Genomic DNA, 5,487 nt, shown 5'->3' with positions numbered 1-5,487 from the left:
TGTTAAAGGGTTTCTTTTAAGATTTGGCACCGACCTACTCTCCCACGTGTTACCGCAGTACCATCGGCTCTGGTGGGCTTAACTTCTCTGTTCGGAATGGGAAGAGGTGGACACCACCGATATAGGCACCTAAATTTCTTTAGATAAGCTATCTCGAGCTTAAATGACATATTATTGAAAGAAGTTAGTTTGAAGAACAAACAACAGTCTGTTTGCTTTGAAAGCTTCGGATGATTAGTACTACTCGACTGTGCTGTCACCAGCTTTACATCTGTAGCCTATCAACGTAGTAGTCTGCTACGGTCCTATATGGAATTCTCATCTCGTGGCTAGTTTCGCACTTAGATGCTTTCAGCGCTTATCTATTCCCAGCGTAGCTACTCTGCAATGCCCCTGGCGGAACAACAGATTCACTAGAGGCTAGTCCAACCCGGTCCTCTCGTACTAAGGTCAGCCCCACTCAAAATTCCTACGCCCACAACAGATAGGGACCGAACTGTCTCGCGACGTTCTGAACCCAGCTCGCGTGCCACTTTAATCGGCGAACAGCCGAACCCTTGGGACCTTCTCCAGCCCCAGGATGTGACGAGCCGACATCGAGGTGCCAAACCTCCCCGTCGATATGAGCTCTTGGGGGAGATCAGCCTGTTATCCCCAGCGTACCTTTTATCCTTTGAGCGATGGCCCTTCCATGCAGAACCACCGGATCACTATATCCGTCTTTCGACCCTGATCGACCTGTATGTCTCACAGTCAAGCAAGCTTATGCTATTGCACTCCTCATACGGTTACCAAGCGTATTGAGCTTACCTTTGAAAGCCTCCGTTACCTTTTTGGAGGCGACCACCCCAGTCAAACTACCCATCAAACAATGTCTCCCGCTTGGCGGGATTAGACACCGAATACAGAAAGGGTGGTATTTCAACGTTGGCTCCACGACGCCTAGCGACGCCGCTTCAAAGCCTCCCACCTATCCTACACATCCTGTACCCAATGTCAATGTTAAATTGTAGTGAAGGTGCATGGGGTCTTTCCGTCCCGTTGCGGGTACCCGGCGTCTTCACCGGGACCACAATTTCACCGAGCTCATGGCTGAGACAGCGCCCAGATCGTTACACCATTCGTGCAGGTCGGAACTTACCCGACAAGGAATTTCGCTACCTTAGGACCGTTATAGTTACGGCCGCCGTTTACTGGGGCTTCGATTCAATGCTTCTCCTTGCGGATGACATCCCCTCTTAACCTTCCAGCACCGGGCAGGTGTCAGGCCTTATACTTCATCTTTCGATTTTGCAAAGCCATGTGTTTTTGTTAAACAGTCGCCTGGGCCTTTTCACTGCGGCTGCCATTGCTGACAGCGCCCCTTCTCCCGAAGTTACAGGGCCATTTTGCCGAGTTCCTTAGCCATGATTCACTCGAGCACCTTAGAATCCTCTTCCCGGATACCTGTGTCGGTTTGCGGTACGGGTTTTTATAACCTGAAGCTTAGCGGTTTTTCTTGGAAGTCTGATTACCTGCGCTATCCACTCAGCCGAAGCCTCGCGGTACTATCAGTTTTCAGCATCAACGGCGGATTTGCCTACCATCGATATACCTACAACCTTTAACGATCTATTCCGTCAGATCGCGGCAGTGTCACTACTCCGTCCCCACATCGCAGTTATAAAAAGTACTGGAATATTAACCAGTTGTCCATCGAATTTCCCCTTCGGGTTCTCCTTAGGTCCCGACTAACCCTGATCCGATTAGCGTTGATCAGGAAACCTTATCCTTTCGGTGGGCGGGTTTCTCGCCCGCCTTATCGTTACTTATGCCTACATTTGCTTTTCTAGAAGCTCCAGCACCCATTACCAGATACCTTCACTGCCGCTAGAATGCTCCCCTACCGATATATTTCAATCCCATAGCTTCGGTGTACAATTTAATGCCCGTTTATTATCCATGCCCGATCGCTCGACTAGTGAGCTGTTACGCACTCTTTAAATGAATGGCTGCTTCCAAGCCAACATCCTAGCTGTCTGTGCAATCGGACCTCGTTAGTTCAACTTAACTGTAACTTGGGGACCTTAGCTGATGGTCTGGGTTCTTTCCCTCTCGGCGCGTGACCTTAGCACCCCGCGCCTCACTGCCGACTATATTATATAGCATTCGGAGTTTGTCTGGATTTGGTAGGATTTGACTCCCCCGCACCCAATCAGTAGCTCTACCTCTATATAACTCAACGTCGACGCTGTTCCTAAAAACATTTCGGGGAGTACGAGCTATTTCCCAGTTTGATTAGCCTTTCACCCCTACCCACAGATCATCCGGAAACTTTTCAACGTTTATCGGTTCGGTCCTCCAGTACGTGTTACCGCACCTTCAACCTGTCCATGGGTAGATCACAAGGTTTCGCGTCTACCTCCTCTGACTATACGCCCTATTCAGACTCGCTTTCGCTTCGGATCCGTGCCTGAAGCACTTAACCTTGCCAGAGAAGAGTAACTCGTAGGCTCATTATGCAAAAGGCACGCCGTCACGCAACTTGTACGCTCCGACCGCTTGTAAGTACACGGTTTCAGGTTCTATTTCACTCCCCTGTTCGGGGTTCTTTTCACCTTTCCCTCACGGTACTGGTTCACTATCGGTCTCTCAGGAGTATTTAGCCTTACCGGATGGTGCCGGCAAATTCCCACAAGGCGTCTCCGACCTCGCGGTACTCAGGATACTACTAGGCTAGCATTCTATACGTGTACTGGGCTATCACCATGTATCGCCGGGCTTCCCATCCCGTTCCACTTCTGTTTGCTAATACCACATCGTAGTCCTACAACCCCAAAATTGCCGTAACAATATTGGTTTGGGCTCTTTCCCTTTCGCTCGCCACTACTCAGGAAATCATTGTTATTTTCTCTTCCTCTGCTTACTTAGATGTTTCAGTTCGGCAGGTTTGCTCATTATATGTGACATGTCTTCAACATGCCGGGTTGCCCCATTCGGAAATCTTCGGATCAATTCCTATTTGCAAATACCCGAAGCTTATCGCAGCTTATCACGTCCTTCATCGCCTCTGAGAGCCAAGGCATCCCCCGTGTACTCTTTATTACTTTCTTCTACTCTTGCGCCTTTTGCGCCGCAAGGTATGCTTTTTTGCTCTTGTTATGATGTCTCATACCCCTCATTTGATTGCTCATTTGAGTGGTGAGCACAAACACAACAGTCGCCTATTGTTGTTTGCTCTTCTTTTTTAACTTCTTCCAATATGTCAAAGAACTTTACTAAGGTAAGGTAAAGGGTATAAAGGTCGAGGGTTTCATTTTCCTGCGCCTAAGCCTCTAGCTTAACCTTGTTAGTAAAAAACTGCGGTCTCGAACCGTTTCAGATGTATTTTTACATCCGTGCCCCTATGGCGTTTCTTCTTTCTTAATTATGTCAATGTATATTACCGATCCAGGTAATTTCTTTTTTTGGTGGAGAATAACGGAGTCGAACCGTTGACCTCCTGCGTGCAAGGCAGGCGCTCTAGCCAGCTGAGCTAATCCCCCAAAAGTTGTTTTAATGTAGTCCCGTCCAGATTTGAACTGGAGACCCCTACATTATCAGTGTAGTGCTCTAACCAGGCTGAGCTACGGGACTATGGTTTAAGGCAAGCTTTTCGCAGTATATAGTACCTTACCGCTACTGCTTCCTTTGGCTTACCCCATCTTTAAGTTCCGTTAAGCTTACCTTTATAGCAGCCCACCGTTTTCTTCTGGGTGTTTCTTGTTTTCTCTTGTTTTGAAATATCATGTTGCGAAGCGAGTAGGTGACGCTACTCCAGAAAGGAGGTATTCCAGCCGCACCTTCCGGTACGGCTACCTTGTTACGACTTAGCCCCAGTTACCGGTTTTACCCTAGGACGCTCCTTGCGGTTACATACTTTAGGTACCCCCAGCTTCCATGGCTTGACGGGCGGTGTGTACAAGGCCCGGGAACGTATTCACCGCGTCATTGCTGATACGCGATTACTAGCGAATCCAACTTCATGGGGTCGAGTTGCAGACCCCAATCCGAACTGTGAATGGCTTTGTGAGATTCGCATCATATTGCTATGTAGCTGCCCTCTGTACCATCCATTGTAGCACGTGTGTAGCCCCGGACGTAAGGGCCATGATGACTTGACGTCGTCCCCTCCTTCCTCTCTGTTTGCACAGGCAGTCTGTTTAGAGTCCCCATCATTACATGCTGGCAACTAAACATAGGGGTTGCGCTCGTTGCGGGACTTAACCCAACACCTCACGGCACGAGCTGACGACAGCCATGCAGCACCTAGTTTCGTGTGATTGCTCACTGATCTATCTCTAAATCATTCACTAACTTTCAAGCCCGGGTAAGGTTCCTCGCGTATCATCGAATTAAACCACATGCTCCTCCGCTTGTGCGGGCCCCCGTCAATTCCTTTGAGTTTCACCCTTGCGGGCGTACTCCCCAGGTGGAACACTTAACGCTTTCGCTTAGCCGCTGACTGTGTATCGCCAACAGCGAGTGTTCATCGTTTAGGGCGTGGACTACCAGGGTATCTAATCCTGTTTGATCCCCACGCTTTCGTGCCTCAGCGTCAATAAGACCATAGTAAGCTGCCTTCGCAATCGGTGTTCTGAGACATATCTATGCATTTCACCGCTACTTGTCTCATTCCGCCTACCTCTAGTCCATTCAAGCCCATCAGTATCAAGGGCACTGCGATAGTTGAGCTACCGTCTTTCACCCCTGACTTAACAGGCCGCCTACGCACCCTTTAAACCCAATAAATCCGGATAACGCTTGGATCCTCCGTATTACCGCGGCTGCTGGCACGGAGTTAGCCGATCCTTATTCTTCCGGTACATTCAGCTACTTACACGTAAGTAGGTTTATTCCCGGATAAAAGCAGTTTACAACCCATAGGGCAGTCTTCCTGCACGCGGCATGGCTGGTTCAGAGTTGCCTCCATTGACCAATATTCCTTACTGCTGCCTCCCGTAGGAGTCTGGTCCGTGTCTCAGTACCAGTGTGGGGGGCCATCCTCTCAGATCCCCTAGTCATCGTCGCCTTGGTGGGCCGTTACCCCGCCAACTAGCTAATGACACGCATGCCCATCTTTATCCTATAAATATTTGATCATTGGATAATGCTATCCTGTGATTTTATGCGGTGTTAATCCGGATTTCTCCGGGCTATCCCCCTGATAAAGGTAGGTTGCATACGCGTTACGCACCCGTGCGCCACTTTCATAAGGAGCAAGCCCCTTAATCGCGTTCGACTTGCATGTATTAGGCCTGCCGCTAGCGTTCATCCTGAGCCAGGATCAAACTCTCCATTGTAAAATGTTGTGTTGATTCTGACCAGTTTTAACTATTGTTAAAAATAGTCTTCTTTTGTTTTGTCTGTTAGACATCACCTTTAAAATAAAGCTCCTTAATCATGTACTTCGACCAGTACTTCATTAAACCCGCTTTCGCTACATTGACATCTCTTTTAAGAACTTAT

Annotated in this window: 2 tRNA genes and 3 rRNA genes; all 5 read right to left on the bottom strand. The window is 48.7% G+C overall.

Features of this window, described 5'->3' with window-relative positions:
- Nucleotides 1-21: 21 nt before the first annotated feature.
- The 5 genes from rrf to HWV58_RS24180 all read right to left on the bottom strand — a co-directional run bounded on the left by rrf (nt 22) and on the right by HWV58_RS24180 (nt 5,321).
- Nucleotides 22-133 (bottom strand): 5S ribosomal RNA (gene rrf / locus HWV58_RS24200).
- 82 nt (nt 134-215) lie between these two features.
- A 23S ribosomal RNA gene (locus HWV58_RS24195) occupies nt 216-3,092 on the bottom strand.
- Nucleotides 3,093-3,447: 355 nt separating this feature from the next.
- Nucleotides 3,448-3,524, bottom strand: a tRNA-Ala gene (locus tag HWV58_RS24190).
- Nucleotides 3,525-3,540: 16 nt separating this feature from the next.
- Nucleotides 3,541-3,615, bottom strand: a tRNA-Ile gene (locus tag HWV58_RS24185).
- A 184-nt stretch (nt 3,616-3,799) separates the two neighbouring features.
- A 16S ribosomal RNA gene (locus tag HWV58_RS24180) occupies nt 3,800-5,321 on the bottom strand.
- Together the 16S, 23S and 5S rRNA genes with 2 tRNA genes alongside form the textbook arrangement of a ribosomal RNA operon.
- Nucleotides 5,322-5,487: the final 166 nt, after the last annotated feature.

This window comes from Pedobacter ghigonis, assembly GCF_903166585.1.
In the GTDB taxonomy this organism is placed as follows: Bacteria; Bacteroidota; Bacteroidia; order Sphingobacteriales; family Sphingobacteriaceae; genus Pedobacter; species Pedobacter ghigonis.
This window is presented reverse-complemented; position numbering and strand designations above follow the sequence as displayed.